This is a genomic window from Rhodococcus sp. NPDC079359, from assembly GCF_040702585.1.
Classification (GTDB): domain Bacteria; phylum Actinomycetota; class Actinomycetes; order Mycobacteriales; family Mycobacteriaceae; genus Rhodococcoides.
Map to the genome: position 1 here is coordinate 348,047 of NZ_JBFBLH010000002.1, position 18,237 is coordinate 366,283.

At 63.7% G+C, this 18,237-nt stretch carries 22 protein-coding genes; 11 read left to right on the forward strand and 11 right to left on the reverse strand.

Annotation, left to right across the window (positions count from 1 at the left end):
• Positions 1 to 4: 4 nt before the first annotated feature.
• The gene (locus tag AB0362_RS06280) at positions 5 to 949 is read right to left on the reverse strand and encodes a carbamate kinase (RefSeq protein ID WP_317809970.1); all 945 of its coding nucleotides are present in this window, start codon (positions 947 to 949) and stop codon (positions 5 to 7) included.
• Positions 950 to 1,130: 181 nt separating this feature from the next.
• Positions 1,131 to 1,646: a DUF5994 family protein gene (locus tag AB0362_RS06285; RefSeq protein ID WP_317809968.1), complete on the reverse strand. Its 516-nt coding sequence runs from the start codon at positions 1,644 to 1,646 to the stop codon at positions 1,131 to 1,133.
• Positions 1,647 to 2,120: 474 nt separating this feature from the next.
• Between AB0362_RS06285 and AB0362_RS06290 the strand changes: the two genes are divergently transcribed.
• Genes AB0362_RS06290 through AB0362_RS06300 form a run of 3 tightly spaced genes read left to right on the forward strand, consistent with a single transcriptional unit; the run spans position 2,121 to position 3,530 of the window.
• The gene (locus AB0362_RS06290) at positions 2,121 to 2,651 is read left to right on the forward strand and encodes a flavodoxin domain-containing protein (protein ID WP_317809967.1); all 531 of its coding nucleotides are present in this window, start codon (positions 2,121 to 2,123) and stop codon (positions 2,649 to 2,651) included.
• Positions 2,648 to 3,091: a universal stress protein gene (locus tag AB0362_RS06295; RefSeq protein WP_317809966.1), complete on the forward strand. Its 444-nt coding sequence runs from the start codon at positions 2,648 to 2,650 to the stop codon at positions 3,089 to 3,091. Before AB0362_RS06290 ends, AB0362_RS06295 begins: the two co-directional genes overlap by 4 nt.
• A 40-nt stretch (positions 3,092 to 3,131) precedes the next feature.
• Positions 3,132 to 3,530 (forward strand): VOC family protein, encoded by a 399-nt coding sequence (locus AB0362_RS06300; RefSeq protein ID WP_366235178.1) that lies wholly within the window; start codon positions 3,132 to 3,134, stop codon positions 3,528 to 3,530.
• Positions 3,531 to 3,549: 19 nt separating this feature from the next.
• Here the strand turns inward: AB0362_RS06300 and AB0362_RS06305 are convergent, their stop codons facing one another.
• The 4 genes from AB0362_RS06305 to adhP all read right to left on the reverse strand — a co-directional run bounded on the left by AB0362_RS06305 (position 3,550) and on the right by adhP (position 7,654).
• Positions 3,550 to 4,128, reverse strand: a complete 579-nt coding sequence (locus AB0362_RS06305) for a hypothetical protein (RefSeq protein ID WP_317809962.1) — start codon at positions 4,126 to 4,128, stop codon at positions 3,550 to 3,552.
• Positions 4,129 to 4,287: 159 nt separating this feature from the next.
• Positions 4,288 to 5,019 carry a GAF and ANTAR domain-containing protein gene (locus AB0362_RS06310; protein ID WP_317809961.1) on the reverse strand — a complete coding sequence of 244 codons (732 nt, stop codon included), beginning with the start codon at positions 5,017 to 5,019 and terminating at the stop codon, positions 4,288 to 4,290.
• Positions 5,020 to 5,149: 130 nt separating this feature from the next.
• Complete coding sequence (locus AB0362_RS06315) at positions 5,150 to 6,538, reverse strand: NAD-dependent succinate-semialdehyde dehydrogenase (RefSeq protein WP_317809959.1); 1,389 nt, start codon at positions 6,536 to 6,538, stop codon at positions 5,150 to 5,152.
• A gap of 105 nt (positions 6,539 to 6,643) precedes the next feature.
• Positions 6,644 to 7,654, reverse strand: a complete 1,011-nt coding sequence (adhP, locus tag AB0362_RS06320; RefSeq protein WP_317809958.1) for an alcohol dehydrogenase AdhP — start codon at positions 7,652 to 7,654, stop codon at positions 6,644 to 6,646.
• Between the two features lie 256 nt (positions 7,655 to 7,910).
• Between adhP and AB0362_RS06325 the strand changes: the two genes are divergently transcribed.
• Positions 7,911 to 8,363 (forward strand): DUF1003 domain-containing protein, encoded by a 453-nt coding sequence (locus tag AB0362_RS06325; RefSeq protein ID WP_317809957.1) that lies wholly within the window; start codon positions 7,911 to 7,913, stop codon positions 8,361 to 8,363.
• On the opposite strand, the gene AB0362_RS06330 is transcribed toward AB0362_RS06325, so the two are convergent.
• The 4 genes from AB0362_RS06330 to AB0362_RS06345 form a co-directional block, all read right to left on the reverse strand.
• Entirely contained in the window at positions 8,338 to 8,838 is a 501-nt protein-coding gene (locus AB0362_RS06330) for a flavodoxin domain-containing protein (protein WP_317809955.1), read from the reverse strand. The two genes, AB0362_RS06325 and AB0362_RS06330, sit on opposite strands and share 26 nt — an antisense overlap.
• Positions 8,835 to 9,266, reverse strand: a complete 432-nt coding sequence (locus AB0362_RS06335) for a hypothetical protein (RefSeq protein ID WP_317809954.1) — start codon at positions 9,264 to 9,266, stop codon at positions 8,835 to 8,837. Before AB0362_RS06335 ends, AB0362_RS06330 begins: the two co-directional genes overlap by 4 nt.
• Before the next feature lie 65 nt (positions 9,267 to 9,331).
• Positions 9,332 to 9,505: a hypothetical protein gene (locus AB0362_RS06340; protein ID WP_188078790.1), complete on the reverse strand. Its 174-nt coding sequence runs from the start codon at positions 9,503 to 9,505 to the stop codon at positions 9,332 to 9,334.
• Between the two features lie 29 nt (positions 9,506 to 9,534).
• The gene (locus AB0362_RS06345) at positions 9,535 to 10,914 is read right to left on the reverse strand and encodes an MBL fold metallo-hydrolase (protein ID WP_317809951.1); all 1,380 of its coding nucleotides are present in this window, start codon (positions 10,912 to 10,914) and stop codon (positions 9,535 to 9,537) included.
• A 130-nt stretch (positions 10,915 to 11,044) separates the two neighbouring features.
• Here AB0362_RS06345 and AB0362_RS06350 point away from each other — a divergent pair, with 130 nt between their 5' ends.
• A complete protein-coding gene (locus AB0362_RS06350) occupies positions 11,045 to 11,818 on the forward strand; it encodes a sulfite exporter TauE/SafE family protein (protein WP_317809950.1) in 774 nt (257 codons plus the stop codon).
• Here the strand turns inward: AB0362_RS06350 and AB0362_RS06355 are convergent.
• Positions 11,753 to 13,222 carry a DUF4389 domain-containing protein gene (locus tag AB0362_RS06355; RefSeq protein WP_366235180.1) on the reverse strand — a complete coding sequence of 490 codons (1,470 nt, stop codon included), beginning with the start codon at positions 13,220 to 13,222 and terminating at the stop codon, positions 11,753 to 11,755. The genes AB0362_RS06350 and AB0362_RS06355 overlap by 66 nt on opposite strands.
• A 197-nt stretch (positions 13,223 to 13,419) precedes the next feature.
• Between AB0362_RS06355 and AB0362_RS06360 the strand changes: the two genes are divergently transcribed.
• The 6 genes from AB0362_RS06360 to AB0362_RS06385 all read left to right on the forward strand — a co-directional run bounded on the left by AB0362_RS06360 (position 13,420) and on the right by AB0362_RS06385 (position 18,222).
• On the forward strand, positions 13,420 to 13,725 hold the full coding sequence (locus tag AB0362_RS06360) for a three-helix bundle dimerization domain-containing protein (protein WP_366235181.1): 306 nt from the start codon (positions 13,420 to 13,422) through the stop codon (positions 13,723 to 13,725).
• Positions 13,719 to 14,603, forward strand: a complete 885-nt coding sequence (locus tag AB0362_RS06365) for a universal stress protein (RefSeq protein WP_366235182.1) — start codon at positions 13,719 to 13,721, stop codon at positions 14,601 to 14,603. Before AB0362_RS06360 ends, AB0362_RS06365 begins: the two co-directional genes overlap by 7 nt.
• A gap of 118 nt (positions 14,604 to 14,721) precedes the next feature.
• The gene (locus AB0362_RS06370) at positions 14,722 to 15,318 is read left to right on the forward strand and encodes a hypothetical protein (protein WP_366235183.1); all 597 of its coding nucleotides are present in this window, start codon (positions 14,722 to 14,724) and stop codon (positions 15,316 to 15,318) included.
• Between the two features lie 44 nt (positions 15,319 to 15,362).
• Entirely contained in the window at positions 15,363 to 16,835 is a 1,473-nt protein-coding gene (locus tag AB0362_RS06375) for an AAA family ATPase (protein ID WP_366235184.1), read from the forward strand.
• On the forward strand, positions 16,832 to 17,866 hold the full coding sequence (locus tag AB0362_RS06380) for a zinc-binding alcohol dehydrogenase family protein (RefSeq protein ID WP_366235185.1): 1,035 nt from the start codon (positions 16,832 to 16,834) through the stop codon (positions 17,864 to 17,866). Before AB0362_RS06375 ends, AB0362_RS06380 begins: the two co-directional genes overlap by 4 nt.
• A gap of 155 nt (positions 17,867 to 18,021) precedes the next feature.
• Positions 18,022 to 18,222 (forward strand): hypothetical protein, encoded by a 201-nt coding sequence (locus tag AB0362_RS06385; protein ID WP_068055050.1) that lies wholly within the window; start codon positions 18,022 to 18,024, stop codon positions 18,220 to 18,222.
• The last annotated feature ends 15 nt before the right edge of the window (positions 18,223 to 18,237 follow it).

An 18,237-nucleotide genomic window follows, 5' to 3' on the forward strand; every position in this document is an offset into this window, starting at 1 on the left:
GGGCTCATACTGCACGCCGTCCGGCCGCGATGTCCTCGGTTCGACGGTCGAGAACCGTTGTGCCCGATATCCCGTCGAGCACGTTCTGTGCATCGTCGAGCGCGCCGATGGAGGCCAAGTGCCCGGTCGCCCAGGCGAAGGTGCTGCAGGCCTGCACTTTCGGGCTCATCGACTCGGCCGCGAAGGCACCGGGGTCGAGCTCGTCGACGTAGACGTTGCCCAGCGGCTCCGCCTGCGCGGTGCCGAAGTGGTCGACGACAGCGGGCACGTCAGTGAGAATCAGCAGACGATCGGCACCGCAGTCGAGGGCGATCAGTGTCGCGGTCAGGTCCTTGTCGATGACCGCATCCACTCCGCGCAGCTGTCCACTCGCTGCCTCGACGACAGGGGCACCGCCACCGCCGCCACAGAGTACGACGGAGCCGGCCTGGACCAAGCGCGTGATCGATTCCTGCTCGATCACGCGAATCGGGCTGGGCGACGGTACTGTTCGACGCCACCCTGTGCCGTCGGGAGCGATGGACCAACCGTGCTCGTCCACTGCGGCGCGGGCCTCGGACTCCGTGTAGACGGCTCCGACGAACGTGGTCGGATCGGAAAAGGCCACATCGTCCGGATCCACGAGTACCTGCGTGGTCAGGTTGACGATCGGTTTGACGATGCCCGCGTTGCGCAAGGCCTGTGACAGCCAGTAGCCGATCATGCCCTGGCTCTGAGCTCCGACTGCATCCAGCGGGTAGGGGCGCACCAGTGCCGCGTGCAAGCTGCTCTCCCGGGCGGTTGGCCCCACCTGAGGTCCGTTGCCGAGACAGATGACGACCTCGTGTTCGCGAACGATGGGTGCCAGAGCGATTGCCGCCGAACGAACATGCGCGAGTTGTTCGGCGGTGTCGGAGCGCCCGTTGCAACGAAGCAACGCGTTTCCTCCGACAGCAATGACCACGCGCATGTCAGCTACTCACTGCCGTGACGAGAACTACGCGAGTGATGTGCATCAGGTCCATGGTCAACAGGTCTCCTCGTAGCCGGGTGCGGCAGTCTGTCGAATCTGCGCACGCCACCAGCGTGCGTGTCGCGACTACCCCAAGGACACGGTCGGGTGCCCCCGCACCGCTGCCGAAGGTCCTTTTCTACGAATTCGAGTGGAGGGCGTTCGGAGTCCATGCGGCGCCACCGTCCGAGTCCCACCGTTGGGCGGCGACGACCGGATCGGTGAACGGAGCGACGTCCGTCAGCGTCAGACCGAGTAGTTGCTGTACGGATTCCGTATTCCCGTACTCCCCCGCGCACCGCAGAACAACCTGTGCGGCAGGCTCACTCAGTTGCCTGGGTATCACCAGCAGCGCCAACCTGATTCCATCGAGGCTCCGCACACCGAGAGTGTGGGCCGGCTGCGAGCGGTACCCGTCCAACCGGACGCTTCTCGAACCGACCAAGACGCGCCTTGGCGCGTGCTGCCACTCGTCCAACCTGTACAGCACCCGGTCGATCGGGCCGAGGAGCCGAGTCAGAGCGGCAACGAGTTCCGGAAGTTCGCCTTCGAGATCGTCGCTGTACGAACGCCATCCACCGTCCACCTCGCCGGCCGAGGGTGTCCCGGGACCGGGCACGGTCAGGATCAGACGACGGTCGGAATCCGACGGCAACGCACGGTCCCCGTTCGCGAGGGGGGGCGATCGTGGTGGTCGGGCTGTGCATCATGGTGATCCGATCGTATCGATGGACAGGCAACATGCTCTGCCCATTCGAACGTTATCGACGCTGCAGGTGGCAGGACAGGGTAGGAGGTACTCGAAGCAGGGGACCCTTTGCCCGTCGCGAATGTCGTTCCGCAAAAACAAGAAGTCGATCACCTTCGGCCGTGCCTGTGGGTCGTAAGTCCCTACTCGGCGGCGGTCCGACAGCGCAGAGTGATCATCGAGCAGTCTCCCTCCACGACAAGGACCACCCGGCATGATTCTCGTTCCTTCGCTCGACAGTGCCGGACCCAACACGTTGGAAGAACTGTTCGCCGCGCGATATGCGCGCGGCGACTTGGATCGAGTGCAGTACCTGACACAGATGGATGGCCTTGCACTGCGATTCAACCGAACCCGAACCAACACTGACAGGACGTCCACATGCGAATCCTGATTGCAACAGCAAGCCGCCACGGTGCCACCCGAGAGATCGGACAGTGGCTGGGTGCATCTGTTCTGCGCGAAATGTCCAACATCGACACCACCACGACAGTCGACGTTCGTGATGCCCGCGACGTCGACAGCATTGCCGAGTACGACGCTGCGATCATCGGCAGCGGCGTGTACATGGGCCGATGGCTCAAAGACGCACGTTCGCTGATCGCCAGGGAACAAGCCGAACTGGAAGCGATTCCTGTGTGGCTCTTCTCGAGTGGCCCGGTGGACGGCAGCACGCCTACGACGACTCAGCCGAAAGAGACGAAGGCCGACTGGGCGATCGAGCATCGTGTGTTCGGTGGCAAGTTGATCAATTCGCGGTTGTCACTTCTCGAACGTGCCGTCGTTCGGCTGATCAAGGCTGCGGACGGCGACAGCAGATCACCCGCAGATGTTGCCCGATGGGCCGAAGACATCAGCGGCATCCTCACCGAACGACTGGTGTCCTCACCCGAGAAAGGCCGATCTTCATGACCGCTACCGAGCCGACCGGCCGCCCCATCGTGGTGGGGGTCGACGGATCGCCCTCCTCGATCCTTGCCCTGCAACGTGCACAGCATTTGGCCACGGCCATCTCGACCACAGTGGATGCAATCCATGTCTGGCAGTACCAGCCGTACATGGACACCGGTTATGTCGTCGAGGTCGAGCCCGCACAGAACGCAGAGAAGGTACTCGCCGAGGCGACGGCTGCTGCATTCGGCACCGATGTCCCCGCAGGTCTGAAACAGGTTGCGAGGCAGGGTTCTGCGGCGAAGGTTCTGCTCGACGCCAGCCATGACGCCGAGATTCTCGTTGTCGGAAGCCGAGGTCACGGCGGCTTCGTCGGACTGCTCCTCGGTTCTGTCAGCTCGCAATGTGCCGAACATGCCCACTGCCCGGTGCTTGTCGTTCATTCGAGGGATCATCTCTAGCCCGGGCACCACCGGGGCGATCCCGTCGCACATCGCCACGGTGGCAGTCGCATCCGCGCTGATCCGCGTACGGGAACTGTCGCGATCGATCGACTTCTACTGTTCGGTGTTCGAGTTCACCGTCTCGATCAGGGAGCAAGACGCAGCCCTACTGTTGGCCCGGAACGGTTTTCAGATCTACCTGCACGCGGACCCGATGTCGGTGCAGCGACCGATAGGAGCTCTCGGCGTCAACGAGATCATGTGGTCTGCCCAACGCATCGAGTCCCTCAACGAAATGGGCGCTCGACTCAGGAAGTGGTATCCGTCCACGTTCGCGCACAGTGAAGACGGGGTCAGCTACGTCGACGGTTGCGATCCTGACGGCAACAGGGTTCTCGTGGCGTATCCCAGTCCATTGCAGTTACCGCGCAGCGTCATTGCCCATCGCTTTCGCTGAGTTCGACTGGCAGCACAGTTCACGGTAGCTGAGGCGGAAACCAGCCACGGGCATCGCGCAGGGTCCGACCGGCCTCTTCGACGGTCGATCGGTTCCACCGCTCGGCGAGTCGGCGCAATTCGGCACGGGCTTCGGCAACCGTGCGGCCACCCGCAACGAGAACACCGATCGCCTGGTTCACCTCGCTCGTATCGGCAAGAGAACTCTGGTCGTCCGGCCCACAGTCCGTTCCACCGCTGTGGGCCAGATGTCGGTCCAGTACAGCCGAACCCTCGGCGAGCCCCAGCGCGAAGCCAACGTCCGCCGCGAAGTCGACGAGCGCTCCGGGAGTGCCGGAAAGAATGAGCAGTTGGTTGGCCGAGCGGGAACCAGGACGGCCGGCGAAGGTGAATTCGAGCGAGGACGCCACGACTCCCTGATGCGGGCTGCGTGTCGCTGTCGAGACCTCGAATCGTTCACCGTCGACAACCACAGTCAACATGATCGATACCACTGCCGAGACGGCCACATCGATATCGGCTGCCAAGTGCCCGGCGAAACGAGCGAGATCGATAGACGGGTCGTCCAGAGATTCGGTCAGAGTCGCGAGATCAGTCATCAATCGAGGCTGAAATTGCATCGATATTCCAGGTGCGGCCCGATCGCCTATTCGATTCTTCCGATACACCCGCAGCGTTGTGCCCGGGCGGATATGCCAGCGCGAGGAAAAGTCGGACTCGATGCCTCGGAATGCGCGTGCGACTCGAACGCTACGCCCTTATCTGCGCGAACGGGAGCGGGCTGTCTTCATCGCCTCGCCCACCATGGCCTCAGCGATCACTGCCACCTTCTTGTGCTCGCTCTGGCTCAGTGATCGGAGCTTGTCGTATCCTTCGGTGTCCGTGCATCCACTTCGGCTGATCAGCACCCCGATCGCCTGGTCTATCACTGCCCGACTGTTCAGTGCTTTCTCGAGCTGCTCGGTGAGCCGGGCAGCACTGGCCAGTGCGCGCGCGTTCTGCACCGAGATCGCAGCCGGCACCGAGAAAAGCTCGCCCAACTCGGCAGCGCGGGCATCGAATGCGTCGGGCCGGTGCGCATAGACATTCATCGCACCGAGCACACCGCCTGCGGTGATCAGCGGCAGGGACAACACGCTGTGCACTCCCAAACGACCGACCTTCGGACCGAATTCCGGCCACTGCGGATCGGTCTCGAGCGAACCTGACCGAACGGTGATGCCCTCGGCAGCTGCCGTGATGCACGGGCCTTGGCCGAGTCCGTACTGGATGTCGTCGACGACACGGACGAAATCTGCACTCGCGACAATCGTGTCGGGGCGGTCAGGATGCAGGAGCGTCAATCCGGCACCGTCTGCGCCGGGAATGGCCCGTACAGCGAATTCAGCCACGTGAGAGAGGGTGTCGGACAGAGACAGATTCGTCATCGATAATCTGCCTAGGTCGGCCAGGCTCGACCTGAGATCGTCTTCGTGTTCCTCTGTGTTCATCACTGCTCACTCCGTTGTGGGCACGCATACCTTTCGGGTATGCGCCTGCCCACCTCGAACCCTACGGCCTCTACCGCAGTGGCGTGCCCCATCCGCCGGCCGGATGGGGCACGCCAGGATGTGTGCAGAGTCAGGCAGGCGAATCGATGGGGACGGTGTTGATCAGCTTCTTGTTGACGAACTCTTCGATGCCGGCGGAGGACAGCTCGTGGCCGTATCCGGACTTTTTGATGCCTCCGAACGGCAGGTCGGGCCTCGTCCAGGTCGGGTGATTGACGAAGACCATTCCTGTTTCGATCCTCTGCGCGAGGGCCTGGCCGCGTTCGATATCGGCGGTGAAAATGGAACCACCGAGCCCATAGCTGGAGTCGTTGGCGATGCGGACAGCGTCATCGGCGTCGACAGCTCTGAAGATCAACGCGACAGGGCCGAAGAATTCCATGTCGTATGCCGGATTGTCCGAGTCCAACTGGGTGATCACCGTCGGTTGCACGAACGCCCCCGTCGAGGGAACCGGCGAGCCGACCTCGGTGACGATGGCGCCGTGATCGCGCGCAATCTTGGCCTGTGCGCGAAGCCCGTCGGCGGCGGCCTGAGACGACATCGGCGGCAACGTGGTCGTGACGAGGAGGGGATCTCCTGCAGTCAGCCCAGCCATCGCGTCGAGGAACTTCGCGGTGAATTCGTCGGCCACACTTTCCTCGACGATGATCCGCTTGGACGCCACGCAGCACTGACCGCCGTTGTTGATTCGTCCCCACAACGCCCACGCGACGGTCTTGTCCATCTCCGCGTCGGCCAGAACGATGAGCGCATCCGTACCGCCGAGTTCCATCGTCGACTTCTTCAGGTTCTTTCCCGCCCGTGCTGCGACGATCGCGCCCGCTTGTTCGCTTCCGGTCAGCGCGACGCCACGAATTCGCGGATCGTCGATCAGCGAGGCGAGCTGTTCCTTCGTCGCATAGACGTTGGTGTACAGACCTTTCGGCGCGCCGGCATCAGCGAACAATTTCTCGAATGCAGCTGCGGACTGCGGGACGATGGATGCGTGTTTGACGATGACCACGTTGCCTGCCATGAGATTGGGTGCCGCCACGCGGGCCAACTGGTAGTACGGGAAGTTCCACGGTTGGATGCCGAGCAGGATACCCAGGGGTTCACTGTGGACTACTGCAGAACCTGCCTCCTCGGACGAGGAAACCGTACGAGGTGCCAGGAACGACTCGGCGTTGTCCGCGTAGTACTCGAGTATGGAAGCAGAGAGTTCGACCTCACCGAGGCTCTCCGAGAACAACTTTCCCATTTCCAGAGTGAGCAGGCGCGCATAGTCGTGCGCATTGTCGCGCAATAGAACTGCGGCGCGATTCAGCACGCGTGCCCGATCTGCGAACGGAGTGTTCTTCCAAGATGAGAAGGTCGACTGAGCCGTCGCGACTGCGTTGTCGAGCTCATGGTCGGTGATGTCACGGAATGTGGCGACGGTCCGATTGGTGAACGGGTTGGTCGAGGCGTAGGACATGTCGGCTCCTGCCGTGGTACCCGCGTCGAAAGACGAGGGGTCGATTGCGTGAAGAAGTCGAGCAAGCGATGCTGTGGCGTTCCCGAACAGCATCGCGGCTCGACATCAGAACTCGAAGACCTGCCGAGCGGTGACGCGGCCGCCCATGAGGTCGTCGAAGCACTCGTTCACCTCGTCCAACTTGCGCGACACGGCAGATACTGTGGTTCGCCCGGCCTCGTGCAGTGCGAACACTTCACGCAGGTCCTTTCGGGTGCCGACGATCGAACCGAGTACCGAGATACCGCCGACGACCGTCTCGAAGATCGGGACCGGGAACACGCCGTGGGCGGGCATGGACACGCACACCAGCCGACCGCCGCGGCGAAGCGAACGGAAGGCCTGATCGAAGACGCTGGGGATGACGGCCAGGACGATGGCGACATCGGCACCGCCGAGATCCTGGATCGCCTCCACCGGATCGGTCGTCGCCGAATTGACGGTGTGATCGGCACCGAGTTCACGGGCGAGTTCGAGCTTCTCGTCCTCGATGTCCACTGCGGTGACGAATCCGCCGGCAATCTTGGCGTACTGCACCGCCATGTGACCGAGTCCACCGACGCCGAAGATGGCCACACGCTGGGCCGGTGTGACGCCGCCGACCTTGACTGCCTTGTACGTCGTCACGCCTGCACAGGTCAGCGGTGCAGCGTCGAACGAGGAGATGCCGTCTGGCACGCGGACTACGTATCGCGCATGTGCCACAGCGTATTCCGCGTATGCACCGTCGATCGAGTAGCCGCTGTTCTGCTGCTTCTCGCACAGCGTCTCCCAGCCCGACACGCAGTGATCGCATTCGCCGCACGCCGAACCGAGCCATGCGATCGCGACCCGCTCACCGATTCGATCCTTCGACACCTGCGATCCGACGGCCTCGATCACGCCGACGCCTTCATGCCCGGGAACGAACGGCAGGGTGGGCTTTGCTGGCCAATCCCCCTGCGCTGCATGAATATCGGTGTGGCACACCCCGCACGTCTCCATCTTCACCAGGACCTGCTCGGGTGCGGGTGTCGGGATCGGGATGTCCTTGACGACCAGGGGTCCGCCGAACTCGGTGACAACAGCAGCTTTCATCGTGGATGTCCTCCAACTTTCGAATCCAATGCCGTTCTCGACCATCGAGCAATGCACACTGTCGATGGTCGGCGCTGCGACACTCGGCATGTAGGGCCGGAAGTCACCGCAGGTTCGGGACGTATCCCAACCCGACAGGTCGGGAGCAGAAAGGCCCGAGGAGCAGGGGCTTTCGTCCCTGGCACTGGTCGATGAGCTGGAGAACACTGGGCAGCATGGATACTGCTGCACACTCCCGATCGAACACCTGCGGGCAATGAACCTGTGGCGAAGACACCCCGGGGTCCGAACCGGTGACGCACTGACCACCGGTGAGCGAGCGGCGGATTACGTCCGAAACGGGATGGGCTCGTGGCCGTTCGTGTTCCTGTTTCTGGGCACCATGGCGCTGTGGGCAATGTACAACCAGAGCGACGGATTCGACCCGTACCCGTTCATCCTGCTCAACCTGTTCTTGTCGATGATCGCGGGACTCCAGGGAGCGATTCTGCTGATTTCCGCCAAACGCGCGGACTCGGTGAGCAGTGAGGTTGCCGTACATACACTTTCGAACACCGCCCTGCTTCAGGACATGATCGAGGCCAATACGGTCTTGACCGAATCGGTGGCGCGACTGGCGGCAGAGATTCACGAGCACGTTTGTCCGTCCGCTCAGCGTCTGGGTGCAGGCACGTCCCAGAAGGTCACGAGCCCGGTGTCCCAGCCGTGAGACAGGCGAGTATCTCTCGGGCCCAATTGCATACGAGCACCCAGTCGCGGAAGTCTCCTGCGACTGCTCCGGAGTTTTCGAAGATCTGACGCTCCCCCACCGAAAGTTTCTCGGGCTCGAGCCTTCCGGGAAACGTTCGGTGTTTGGTGGCATGCAACACCGACACCGCGTGTGCCGCGTCGGAGGTGACGTTGACCGGCCGGTCGCTCGAGTGCAGCGGTCCACAGGAGAACAGCCAGACGGGTGGATGGTCGGACCTGGACACCCTGTCGACCAGAGCCTTCGCGGCCGGAACCCAGCGATCGGAGTAGACGGCGCTGCCGATGATCACCGCGTCGTAGCCGTCCACGCGGGTCACCGATTCCGGTGCCCGCATATCGACCTCGACGCCATCGTGCTCGAAGACTCGGCCCATTTCCTGGCCCAGACTGTGGGTCGCTCCGTGCCGACCTGCGGTACAGATCAGCAACCTCATGCGTCGTCCGACAACAGATACGCGGACTTGCCCGCGGCAACCGTCATTCGCCATCCGCGGAGAGCGATGGCGAGACCCAGCACACCGAACGATGCCTGCAACCAGCTCGTCTCACCGGTCAGGACCGGTTGCGCGACGATCCAGGCCACGAGGAGCACGCCGGCGATGTGAGCCATCGGGCCCGACCGTCCGCCGCCTGCGAAGGCAGACGCCGCAGCAAGCCCCATCGGTATGCCGACGACCAACACCAGCGAGAGTGCTGTGAGCGTGACAGGCAACGTCCCCTGTACATCGGGGCTCGGATCGATTGCACCCGACATCAATCCGATCGCGGCACCGAACGCGTTGATCGATGCACCTCCGCAGACTGCGCCGAGCCACGGCCAGCGTCGAGTGCGTTCGGTGGCCACCCGCGTTGTCGATATCATCGGTCCAGCTTGGCCGCAGCGCACCGCGTGAACTAGGGCACAAGGTCCCTGCTGCCCAGGGTGATTCAGCGACCGAACAACGACCGCATGCTTGGACGCTCCGAGACGGGTGACGCTGATGCCTCACCGCAGGTGCAGCGGTCGGCCACGGACACCGTGGCCATGACGTCGTCGACATGGTTGCCGCAACCACCCCAGCCGGTCTTGTTGCAGGTGTTGCAGGTGACGGGATAACACATGATTCTCTCCTCTACGATTCGGTGAAATGTCAGGCCGGAACGTGGGCGTCGACCCAGGCGTTGTAGCCACCCAGCAGATCCGAGACGTCCTCGAATCCCTGTGCACGGAGCAAGGATGCGGCCACACTCGAACGCCAACCGCCTGCACAGTGCACCACGATCGGCTTGCCCGTCGGAACGTGCTCGAGTCGAGTTCGCAGCTGCGCCAGCGGTATCGGTGTCGCTCCCGGGATCGTGCCGAGGTCGCGTTCACCCGGATTACGGATGTCCACCAGTGTCACTTCGTCCGCTGCGAGCATGGCGTCGAGTTGCTCCACCGTGGTGCGTGGAGCGGTCTCGACCAGTTCGGTCAGCTCCGAGGGAAAGGTTCCGTCTCGGTCCACCACCAGGTAGCCGATCGCGTTGTCCGAGCCGACCCTGGCCAACCGCAGCGCAGCTTCCTGCTCGTCCCCCGGGTACGCGATGAGAACGATGCGTCCGCCGATCTCCGCGACCATGCCGCCGGTCTCGGCGAAGCGACCGTCGAAACCCACGTTGACCGATCCCCGAAGATGGCCGGCCGCGAAGTCGTCCACACTCCGCGCGTCGAGCACTCGGGTGCCGGCGGAAAGCTCGCCTCGGACCTCCTCCGGTGTCAGCGCAGGAATCGTACGGCTCGGTGACAGCAGCGGGTGCACCTGCTTGTTCATCGCGGCGTCGGCGGAGAAGTACGACGGAGCCGCCGGTTGACCCTCGGTGACCAGCGCAACGAAAGCATCCTCGGTCATCGGCTGCACCGACGGATTGGTCGCCCGCTGCTCGCCGATGGTGGAGGTCAACTCGGTGGACAGGTTCTTGCCACAGGACGAGCCGGCTCCGTGGGCGGGCATGACGACGACCTCGTCGGGCAGCGTCAGCAGTGTGTTGTGCACCGTCCGATACATCGCTCTGGCAAGGTCGGTGGTGGACCCGTCCCCGAGATTGACGAGATCGGGTCGCCCGACATCGCCGATGAACAGGGAATCTCCGGTGAGCACGGCAGTCGGGGTGGCCCCGGGATGCTCGCGAACCAAGACCGAGATCGACTCCCAGGTGTGACCCGGAGTGGACAAGATCTCGAGTTCGACCTCGCCGAGGGACAGACGTTCCCCGTTGCGCAGTCTCCGAATGGGGTAGTCGGTCTCGGCCGATTCACCGAAGCCGATCCACGCGCCGGTCGCGTCGACCAATTCGAGGTGACCCGAGACGAAGTCGGCGTGAAAGTGGGTGTTGACGACACCCTCGATCGTGAGGCCGTATTTCGCCGCATCGTCCAGGTATTCAGCGATGTCGCGACGAGGATCGACTACGATCGCGCGTCCGGTGCTCTCGTCACCGATCAGATACGAAGCGTGGGAAAGGCATTCGAGGTAGTACTGCTCGAGGATCATGATTTCCTCCATCTGGCTGTCTCCGGGCGAATTTCGCGGGGCGGTAGACACAGTGTGCAATACCCCCTAGGGTATGTCAAGTACCCCCTTGGGGTATAAAGAGAACAGCAACCATGGGAGTGAACACACGATGACGTTGGCGCTGGCGCTCGGATTCGGTGCGGTGATCGGAATTCTGCTCGGCCTACTCGGTGGAGGCGGATCGATTCTTGCGGTCCCGGTATTGGTGTTCGCCCTCGGCCTCGGCGTGGAGGAAGCCATCCCCGTCTCGCTGATCGTCGTCGGTACCGCCTCCGCAGTAGGAGTGATACCGAAGCTGAGAGCCCACCGAGTCGAATGGCGGCTGGCGGCCGTGTTCGCTGCGACCGGCATTCCCGCGACGTTCGCCGGTAGTGCACTCGGACGGTTGCTTCCGGACAGGGTCCTGCTGCTCGGTTTCGCCGCCGTGATGATTGCCGCAGGAGCGCGGATGCTCGCCGAGCGGGGAGGTATCGGAACAGCCTGCAAGACATCGACATCGGGCATCAACTGGAGACGCTGCGCACCACGTTCGGTTCCGGCCGGCCTTGCCGTCGGATTCATGACCGGGCTGTTCGGCGTCGGAGGCGGCTTCCTGATCATTCCGGTACTGGTGCTGATGCTCGGCATAGAGATGTCGGTCGCTGTCGGAACCTCGCTGGTCATCATCGTCGCGAACTCCGTCGCGGGTCTGTTCTCGCACCTGAGTGGTACGACCATCGACTGGTCGATCACCCTCGCCTTCGCAGGCACCGCAATCGTCGGCTCCCTCGTGGCCGCGCACTTCGGAAGTCGGGTCGATACCGCACGGCTACAACGCCTATTCGCCTACCTGGTCTTCGCGGTGGCCGGATACGTCGTCGTCGACGCGGTCTTTCTGAGCTGATTCGGTCTCGTCCGGCCCCTGATCGAGCCGGAACGGCGGGTACTCGTCGGTCATCAGAGCCGCATAGGCCGCGACGCGAAACACCCACCGGTTGATGCCGAGCACCAGGTCGAACAGGCCTCGCGGATAGCGCCCGGTGAACAGAAGCGAGATACCGGCGATGAGGACGAGCACGCCGAGAACGGATCCGAAGATGTACGGCTGGCCCGTAGCCCCTGCGTCCCCGCCGTTACCCGCTATGCGGAAGCCCGCGTACCAGCCTCCCGCCAGCAGGGAGAGCACCAGGTAGTGCGGGATCGCCAGCAGCCACCACTTCACCAGAACTTTTCCGCGCGAGAGCTTTTCGGGGTAGTCCACCACGAGGTCGGCGGGATGGTCCGTGCGGTGCAGCGTGAACGGCGGGTAGCGGTCGGTACCCAGCGCGGAGTACGAGTAGAACTGCACACGCCACACCCAGCGGAGAACTCCCACATTGAAGTCGAACAAACCGCGCGGGTACCTCCCGGTGAACAGGATCGCCAACCCCGCGACGAAGGTCGTGACAAAGAAGCCTGCCAGGAGAAAGACCAACACGATGTAGTGCGGCACTGCCAGAATCCATTTCACGAGCCACAGCCCCCGGGACAGTGACTCGGGGCGTGTGCCTGTGAGCACCACCGGATATAGAGACTGTTCGGCAGCGCTGAGCAGGGCGTCCGGTTCGTCGAGCGGCTTCGATACCGCCGCGGTCTCGGAAGCCGCCCGCCTGCCGAGCCCGGACGCACCGAAGACGATCGCCCCGACACCGAGCACCAGAAGGATCGCCGACGCTGCCAGTACGGAAGCAGCCACCGGTCCGAGTGACTGCACTCGGACGCCTGCCCTCACGTCCACGTCGACGCCGGCGCTCCCGTCGGCATTCATGACTACCATCGTCCACGAGCCGCCCTGCGGCCTCCACTCCAGTTCTGTTGTCCCCGTGCCACTTGCACGGGTCGACCACCACGGCTGATCCAGCGGCGAAGCAGCGGTGTCGCTTCCAGCGACGTTGTCGTATCCAGCCCGAAAGGGAGAGAACTCGACATCGGTCACCACGGTGTGCGCCACACCGCGGAGGTAGTCACGAACATCTTCGGTGGGCGCGATCCCGATCAGCACCTCACGCGCGGGATCGGACGAGGTGACTCGGACCGAGACCGAAACCCTGTCCGACACCTGCGGGTCGATCGCATCGACAAGGGAGACATCCTCGGACACGAGTGCGCTCGAGGCCGTCGTCAACGGTGCGGTCGGCAAACCGATTCGCCCCTCGTCGTCCTGCGCGACGTAACCGAAGAACAGAAGTACACCGACGCCGAGCACTGCGAAGGCGACGAGTGAGACCACACATCCGATGACGAGTGCAAAAACTCTGTTCGTTCCCATGGCGGGCCCTTCGGTCGGTACAACTCGTGCGGTGCGGGTCATCGGGCAGCGTGGACGACGCTACGAGGCGGCATCACAGGACAGAGGGGCCTTCGGTAACGAGCTCGTCGACAAAAGGCCCTACATCGCACGAGCCGCGCCGGGAACGCTCAGGGGAGGAGCACTCCATCTCCACGAGCGCGAGGTAGCCGATCTTCATGACCATCACCGACGCACCACCGACCACCCAACTGCTGCACGACGAATTGACATCGATCGCCGAGATGCTCGCCGCGAGGTTCCCCGATCTGACGCGCGCAGTCGTCGACGACGCAGTCCGCACCACCTACGACCGCCTGTACGCCACCGCGCGCGTCCACGGCCACCTGTTCCCACTGACGTCCAATCGTGCCCGTGTCGAACTCGACCGTCTGCAAGCGGAACGAGCAATCGACGACGATCTGAAGACCGTTTCGGCCGAGATACGCCGCACCCTGCCGCCCATGGCAGGCCGGTCATGGTGAGCGCAGAGCCGCGACACCAACCCACAGAAGACCCGGACGCTCCCGGCTTCTGGGCGAAGAGCAACTGGGGTGACATCGTCGTCGCGCTCGACGGCACGTTGAAATCCCGCGACGCCCTGTCCTGGGCCGCGGGCCTGGCCTCTGTCACCGGCGCGCGCATTCGGCTCGTGCACGCACTCACCTCCCGCGAATCGGCCCGGTCGTTGGAGCGACTGCACGGTCGACGCCTTCTCCGATCGGCTCGTCGTGAACTCTTCGGTCTCGATCCCCGCATCGCAATCGATTCGATTCTGACGGACGATCCCATAGCCTCCGTTCTCGGCGCGCTGTCGCACACTGCTGATCTGATCGTCATCGGCGGTCGTGAATCGGGCCCGATCCGAGATGTCCTGTTCGGCCGCAACGCAACTCGCATCGTCGAAGAATCGTCGTGCCCGGTCCTGGTGTGGCGTCCCCAGCACGCGGATCTCACGCCGACCTCTCCGGTTGTCGTCGGCGTCGATCACTCCGATTCCTGCACCAGAGCGATCGAGGCGGCCTTCTGGTTCGCCGATGCACTCGAGGTACCACTCACCGCGCTGCACGTCGGATCGCCCCGCCGTCGGCCTGTCACGAACGATGCCGAGCTGGAACAGATCCGAGCACTCGAATGGCTGGGCGGACGCCTCGACGCTGCTGAGTCCATGCATCCCACGGTCGACGTGCATCTGCATCTGCTCGACGCGTCCGCGGAGCACGAGCTTCGACTCGCATCGGCCACCGCACACCTCCTCGTGGTCGGCAGCCGCGGGCACGGGCCATGGACTGGTCCGTTCACCGGCTCGGTCGGCCAGTCACTGGTGCATGCGTCGGGCTGCCCGATTCTCGTGGTGCGTTGAGTCCTCGAACTGCCGACAGCCCCCGGCTCATCGGGACCTTGTGCCCTTCCGGATCCACTGCTCGACGCCGGAGACTCGTAGGAGACGAATGCACTTCGGGTGGGAGTAGGTGACGGCCATGTTCTCGGAACTCGCGCACCGGTGGTGGCGACACAGTCCGTGGATCTCCAATCCACTGATGCGGCTGCCGGACAGGATCGAACGAGCGGCTTTCGCCGTCGGGATCGCGGTGCTTCTGCTGCTGGTTCCCGTGGCAGCGACGATCGGTTCGGTGACGTACAGCGACCTGTCGTTGCGGGCGCAACAGCAACGCGCAGAATACGTTCGAGTCGATGCCAGGGTGGTCGACTCCGTCAGGACCGAGCGGTCCGAGACGGACGGTGCCGTGCCCGCCAGCGGTACCGCGACCGTGCAGTGGAGCGCGCCGGACGGCTCCATCCGGTCGGGATCGGCCCAGGTGCCGTCCGCTGTGCAGATCGGTGAGACGACTCCGATCTGGCGCGATGCGGACGGAAACCGCGTACGCGCTCCCGAGACCGCCGCCGGTGCCGTCGTCAACGGAACTGCCACGGCCGTGTTCGTGTGGTTCCTCGGTGCAGTCGTCGTCGGTGGTCTTGTCTATCTCACAACCAGGGCCGGCGAACGTTCACGAATGCGGCAGTGGGACAGGGACTGGCAACACTTTCTACAGGACCGCAACCATCCTTCGCGGTAGTGCCGCCGATCTTGTTCTCCCCCAAATCCATCGAAGGATGTTCCATGCCTGCAGTAGTTGATTGCGACCGAACAGGCCCGGCGGTCGTCGGCACCGCAGAGGTCCACGAAACGCACAGCGCTTACGTGTTTCTACTCGGTGATGTCGCCTACAAGATGAAGAAGCCGATCGAGACGGACTTCCTCGACTTCCGTACCGTCGATTCCCGATGGACCGCATGCGACCGCGAGTTCGTACTCAATTCTCGATTCGCGCCCGATGTATATATCGGTATCGCCGAGCTCACCGATCCGGGCGGCGGGCCCGCCGAACCACTGTTGAAGATGCGACGTCTCCCCGATTCAACCCGGTTGTCCACCCGCGCTGCGGCAGGCGACGATATCGGCACCGTCGTCGACCTCGTCGCGCAGACTGTCGCGATCGCCCATCGGAACAGTCCCCGAAGTACCCGCATCGACGACGAGGGACGACAGAGCGCTCTGAACGAGCGATGGCGCAACAACATTCGAGAACTGCACACACTCGCGCTCGGCGTCCTCGACACCGCACTCGTCGACGAGCTCGAGTACCGATCACTGCGTTACGTCGCCGGTCGTGCGGCCCTGTTCGATCATCGGATCTCGCGGGGCCGCATAGTCGACGGACACGGGGACCTTCTCTCGGACGACATCTTCTGCCTACCGGACGGCCCACGAATACTGGACTGTCTCGATTTCGACGACCGACTCCGCTTCCTCGACGGAATCGACGACGTCGCCTGCCTGGCAATGGATCTCGAATTCCAGGGACGCCCCGACGCGGCTCGACGCTTCGTGGCGTCGTACCTCGAGGCGACCGAGGACAATCCTCCCTGCTCTCTGATCGATCACTACATCGCCTACCGCGCAACGGTTCGCGCCAAAGTCGCCTGCCTTCGCTTTCATCAGGGTCATCCGGCCTCGCAGACCGACGCGCTCGCCCACATGCGACTCGCGCTGGACCACCTGGCGTCGTCCTCCATCACCATCACGTTGGTGGGAGGCCTGCCCGGCACCGGCAAGAGCACGGTGGCGGCCGCACTCGCGGAACGTACCGGGGCGGTGGTGTTGTCGAGCGATGTGGTGCGCAAGGAGAGCGCGGGGCTCGATCCACGGTCTCCGCATCCGTCGGCAGTCGGATACGGGCTGTACACCCCCGAGAAGACAGCATCCACCTATGCCGAATTGATGCACCGAGCGCGCGAGCAGGTAGGGATGGGCCGTTCGGTCGTCATCGACGCCTCGTGGAACGACGAGAAGTCCCGCGAGCAAGCGCTCGAACTGGCCGCCGGTACCCACAGCGATCTTGTCGAACTCGAATGCCGAACGCCCGAACACATTGCCCTCGAACGTATTGCGACCCGTCCACGCGGCGCTTCGGACGCGTCGCAGGCCGTGTACGACGCCATGGCCGGTACCCGGTGCCCGTGGCCGAGTGCAACCGTGATCGACACCTCCGGAACGATTGCCGACTCGCTCGCCGCGGTGTTCACCTCATGAACTCTTCGATCGCCGATACGGAAGAACGCGGAAAGCTCTGGCGCACCAGCGTTCCTGGCTCCGTCGACGACTCTCCGCTGCATCTGTGCGACGAACCTCGTCCCGTCCCCACATCGGGAGAATTGTTGATCGCTGTGCAGGCCTGCGGGGTGTGCCGGACGGATCTACACGTCGTCGAGGGCGATCTTCCGGTACACGAACCTCACGTCGTCCCCGGACACGAGATAGTCGGGGTAGTTGCCGCCCTCGGCGAGGAGTGCGGCACTGCCTTTCGCATCGGAGATCGAGTTGGGGTTCCGTGGCTTCGGCACACGTGTGGGACCTGCTCGTTCTGCACCGCTGGAAAGGAGAATCTGTGCGCCGAATCCCGTTACACCGGTTGGGATCACGACGGAGGCTTCGCGCAGTGGGCGGTTGTCCCCGTTGACTACGCTCTCACTCTGCCGGACGGATACGGCACTGCCGAGCTCGCGCCCCTGTTGTGCGCGGGAATCATCGGTTACCGAGCGTTGCTGCTTGCCGAGCTCCCCGAACACGGCGTACTCGGCCTCTACGGATTCGGCGGCAGCGCCCATATCGTCGCGCAGCTCGCCCGCTCGGCCGGTGCCACGGTGCATGTGATGACCAGGGATCCTGTTGCGCGCGAGTTCGCTCTGTCCCTCGGTCTCGATTCGGCGCAGGACACCTACGCCGCCCCGCCGCAGCAACTGGATGCAGCGATCGTGTTCGCTCCCATCGGTGGGATCGTCCCCGCAGCGCTCGAGGCACTCGCGCCGGGCGGAACCGTCGTCCTGGCCGGTATCCACATGACCGATATCCCTGCCCTCGATTACCAGCGGCACCTGTTCCACGAAAAGCGTGTGCGCAGTGTCGAAGCGAACACCAGGGAGAATGCACGGGCATTCCTCGAGGTGTGCGCTCGAATCCACCTGACGGTGCAGACCACGGAGTACCCGTTTTCGCGAGTACCGGATGCCCTGCGCGATCTGCGGCACGGCCGGTTCGCGGGCGCCGCAGTCATCGTGATGTGAACTTCGGCGACGCGGCCGGTCACCACGAGAAGGGCCGAGTGTCCTCGAAAAGAGAGCCTTTGTGCCGACTGCACGCCGCGTGTGCCGTCGTACGCTCGAGGCTGTCGTCCTTGAACTCGTCGACACGAATCACCCACGTTCGAGGAGACGATGACATGACCGATCTCGACACCGAATTTCGCTCCGCCGGTACGGACTACGAGTTCGCGCTGATGCGTAGCCCGTTGGCTGCGCAATTGCGTGTGGTCGAGTATCGGATGCGGGTGATGATGACCGAGCAGGGGGCGCTGCATCCTCGTGATCTCGTTGCATCGGCGCTGCCGTCGAGTCGACGCCCGACGCTGAACTCTGCCTGACACCGGCGCGGGCGC

Bases quoted from the DNA above. Each gene is read 5' to 3' on its own strand.
- AB0362_RS06280 (WP_317809970.1), bottom strand. From the start codon at position 949: ATGCGCGTGGTCATTGCTGTCGGAGGAAACGCGTTGCTTCGTTGCAAC.
- AB0362_RS06290 (WP_317809967.1), top strand. From the start codon at position 2,121: ATGCGAATCCTGATTGCAACAGCAAGCCGCCACGGTGCCACCCGAGAG.
- AB0362_RS06295 (WP_317809966.1), top strand. From the start codon at position 2,648: ATGACCGCTACCGAGCCGACCGGCCGCCCCATCGTGGTGGGGGTCGAC.
- AB0362_RS06305 (WP_317809962.1), bottom strand. From the start codon at position 4,128: ATGACTGATCTCGCGACTCTGACCGAATCTCTGGACGACCCGTCTATC.
- AB0362_RS06310 (WP_317809961.1), bottom strand. From the start codon at position 5,019: ATGAACACAGAGGAACACGAAGACGATCTCAGGTCGAGCCTGGCCGAC.
- AB0362_RS06315 (WP_317809959.1), bottom strand. From the start codon at position 6,538: ATGTCCTACGCCTCGACCAACCCGTTCACCAATCGGACCGTCGCCACA.
- adhP (WP_317809958.1), bottom strand. From the start codon at position 7,654: ATGAAAGCTGCTGTTGTCACCGAGTTCGGCGGACCCCTGGTCGTCAAG.
- AB0362_RS06325 (WP_317809957.1), top strand. From the start codon at position 7,911: ATGAACCTGTGGCGAAGACACCCCGGGGTCCGAACCGGTGACGCACTG.
- AB0362_RS06330 (WP_317809955.1), bottom strand. From the start codon at position 8,838: ATGAGGTTGCTGATCTGTACCGCAGGTCGGCACGGAGCGACCCACAGT.
- AB0362_RS06335 (WP_317809954.1), bottom strand. From the start codon at position 9,266: ATGATATCGACAACGCGGGTGGCCACCGAACGCACTCGACGCTGGCCG.
- AB0362_RS06340 (WP_188078790.1), bottom strand. From the start codon at position 9,505: ATGTGTTATCCCGTCACCTGCAACACCTGCAACAAGACCGGCTGGGGT.
- AB0362_RS06345 (WP_317809951.1), bottom strand. From the start codon at position 10,914: ATGATCCTCGAGCAGTACTACCTCGAATGCCTTTCCCACGCTTCGTAT.
- AB0362_RS06350 (WP_317809950.1), top strand. From the start codon at position 11,045: ATGACGTTGGCGCTGGCGCTCGGATTCGGTGCGGTGATCGGAATTCTG.
- AB0362_RS06355 (WP_366235180.1), bottom strand. From the start codon at position 13,222: ATGGGAACGAACAGAGTTTTTGCACTCGTCATCGGATGTGTGGTCTCA.
- AB0362_RS06360 (WP_366235181.1), top strand. From the start codon at position 13,420: ATGACCATCACCGACGCACCACCGACCACCCAACTGCTGCACGACGAA.
- AB0362_RS06365 (WP_366235182.1), top strand. From the start codon at position 13,719: ATGGTGAGCGCAGAGCCGCGACACCAACCCACAGAAGACCCGGACGCT.
- AB0362_RS06370 (WP_366235183.1), top strand. From the start codon at position 14,722: ATGTTCTCGGAACTCGCGCACCGGTGGTGGCGACACAGTCCGTGGATC.
- AB0362_RS06375 (WP_366235184.1), top strand. From the start codon at position 15,363: ATGCCTGCAGTAGTTGATTGCGACCGAACAGGCCCGGCGGTCGTCGGC.
- AB0362_RS06380 (WP_366235185.1), top strand. From the start codon at position 16,832: ATGAACTCTTCGATCGCCGATACGGAAGAACGCGGAAAGCTCTGGCGC.
- AB0362_RS06385 (WP_068055050.1), top strand. From the start codon at position 18,022: ATGACCGATCTCGACACCGAATTTCGCTCCGCCGGTACGGACTACGAG.